The sequence below is a fragment of the Rickettsiales endosymbiont of Trichoplax sp. H2 genome (assembly GCF_009690945.1).
GTDB classification, from domain to species: domain Bacteria; phylum Pseudomonadota; class Alphaproteobacteria; order Rickettsiales; family Midichloriaceae; genus Aquirickettsia; species Aquirickettsia rohweri.
Genome location: NZ_NPHZ01000019.1, coordinates 1 through 2,114, shown reverse-complemented (window position 1 = coordinate 2,114; position 2,114 = coordinate 1). Strand labels below are relative to the sequence as shown.

Sequence of the window (2,114 nt, the reverse complement as noted above, 5' to 3'; positions counted from 1 at the left end):
AGCTGCATGGACATGAGCATAATTATTCAGTAGTGGAGCAATTTGATTATCCCTAGCGACCACAAAATATTACTTGTTAACTGTTTGTATCGATTTTTATTAGAAATTTATGTATAACTCTCCTATTTTCAAAGCTTTTTATGTGATTTACAAGAAGTGATTTTGCTGTCTATTAAATCGATTGGAGACATTTATTTTAATTTATGTTTTATCGATCATAGTATGTATTTACAGTTCTTCGTGAGAATAGGTTGTATTGTATTTAAAAAAGTATTCATAAATTTTTGAAAAAAATCCTTTTTCTTCCGATGGAAAATAACATTTTGCTCCTGAGCAGTCCTCATCTTTATAACATAAGAAAACACCTGACTCTTTTTCTATAAAATCAATAGCAATTATTGTGGGATAAAACTTATCTTTTATGTCTCTAGATTTGCAATAACTCAAATGAGCACTTAAACTTTGTAAGGAATTATAAGATTTTGAAAATTCTTGTTGCGCTAAAGTAATTTTATATGGAATTTTTGATATTTCCAGACCTTGATCCAATAACTCATAAAAATTATGTAATAATGGTTTTACTAATATGTTCATTTCTATTAAAGCAGATATTGGACTAAAATGATTGAAACAAAAGATGTTTATATTAGGATTATCGTATTTAGCTCTTCCTTCTAATCTTTCTTCACATTCTTCATATTTTAAAAAATGAGGTATGTTGTAATGTAGAAGCGTAGTACTTTCATAATATTTATAATGGTTTTCTTTATAATATCCTGGAGGATGTATTCCTGTAACTATATCCCTAGTATGACTAGTGAAAAGAACAATTTTATTACACATATTATCTAGATTAGCTGAATTTGGATTCATTTTATATAGATATTTATCAGCTAATCCTTCTTTATTAATAACTCTATAGATCAATGAATTTGGTACATAATTTTCTCATAAAACAGTAATTGTAGCACATTTTTGTTTACTAAGCTGGTCTTTAAGAAAATTAGTAAACTCTTTAAATGTATCATAAAATAAAATATCTTCACCAGTTATTGGTTTAGCTATTCCATTGATGTTACTAGAACCATGTTTTAATACAATTGCTTTTTTATCACTATCAGCATGAGTATCTAGCATAAATCCCCTAACTCCAATTTGCAATTGATCTTTAATAGATAAATGTTGTTGAGGCCAAATTATAATTCCATTAGAAGAAGAGGCAAAAGAGTTATGCGATGTAGGTACACAACTTTCTCCATATAACATTATACCCAATCTCCATCAAAATTACCCATAAAATTATCCATAAAACTATCCGAACAGTTTGATGTTTTATATGCTGTACTCATAAACGCATTTTCATGTGAGTAATGAGCAACATCAAAACTTGATTTCAATTCGTTTGGTAAAGAAAGATAATTATCATATCTTTCACATAAATAGCTAAAAAATTGTGCTATATATTCGGTACTAGCTTTATCGACTGTGGATCCATAATCTTGTAAATAAGTTAAAGTCAACGAAAAATCATACACTTGTTTAGTTTCATCTACTGTTAAGGGTTGCTTTAACATTTTTTTACAAATAGATCTGTAGGTGGTGCAGCAATATTTTCAATACAAAGTTCATTTTTAGACATATTACCTCTATATTAGTACAGTAAGTGCATTATATTATAGTAACAGCTCTATTGCAATAAAATGAAGAGCACGAATTAAATTTAAAATATTTAAATATGATTAACAGCTTTATATTATTTACATATTCTTTTGAAAGTATTAAATATAGACTTTATCACTTGTTGAGTTAGCACTAAAAAGTATGCCACTACCACTTATTATTGATTAAACTTACTCCTGAAATGCTAAACCATAAACTAGGATATCGAGCATTTTTTAATTGGGATTAAGTAAAACAGTATCTATATTGGTCTGAAGAATGCAAAGATAATACAGTAATTGATGAAGTAAATATAGCAGATTATACTTTGTTCATAGTCATTATTGTGCATCATGATACTGCTTGAATTATTATACAATAATAGATAAGTTAATTTCTATGCTATATGTAATTTTAAAATCTTTATGAATAATAATAGTCAGAAAAGCATACTA

3 protein-coding genes are annotated in these 2,114 nt (G+C 27.1%); all 3 read right to left on the bottom strand.

Features of this window, described 5'->3' with window-relative positions; translation table 11 throughout:
- Positions 1 to 228: 228 nt before the first annotated feature.
- From h2es_RS07530 to h2es_RS07520, 3 genes are read right to left on the bottom strand one after another with little or no spacing between them, the layout of a single operon-like run.
- On the bottom strand, positions 229 to 927 hold the full coding sequence (locus tag h2es_RS07530; RefSeq protein WP_154512838.1) for a hypothetical protein: 699 nt from the start codon (positions 925 to 927) through the stop codon (positions 229 to 231).
- A 21-nt stretch (positions 928 to 948) separates the two neighbouring features.
- Positions 949 to 1,266 (bottom strand): PI-PLC domain-containing protein, encoded by a 318-nt coding sequence (locus h2es_RS07525; RefSeq protein WP_154512835.1) that lies wholly within the window; start codon positions 1,264 to 1,266, stop codon positions 949 to 951.
- Positions 1,266 to 1,574 carry a hypothetical protein gene (locus h2es_RS07520; RefSeq protein ID WP_154512832.1) on the bottom strand — a complete coding sequence of 103 codons (309 nt, stop codon included), beginning with the start codon at positions 1,572 to 1,574 and terminating at the stop codon, positions 1,266 to 1,268. The genes h2es_RS07525 and h2es_RS07520 overlap by 1 nt, the downstream gene beginning before the upstream one ends.
- Between the last annotated feature and the right edge of the window lie 540 nt (positions 1,575 to 2,114).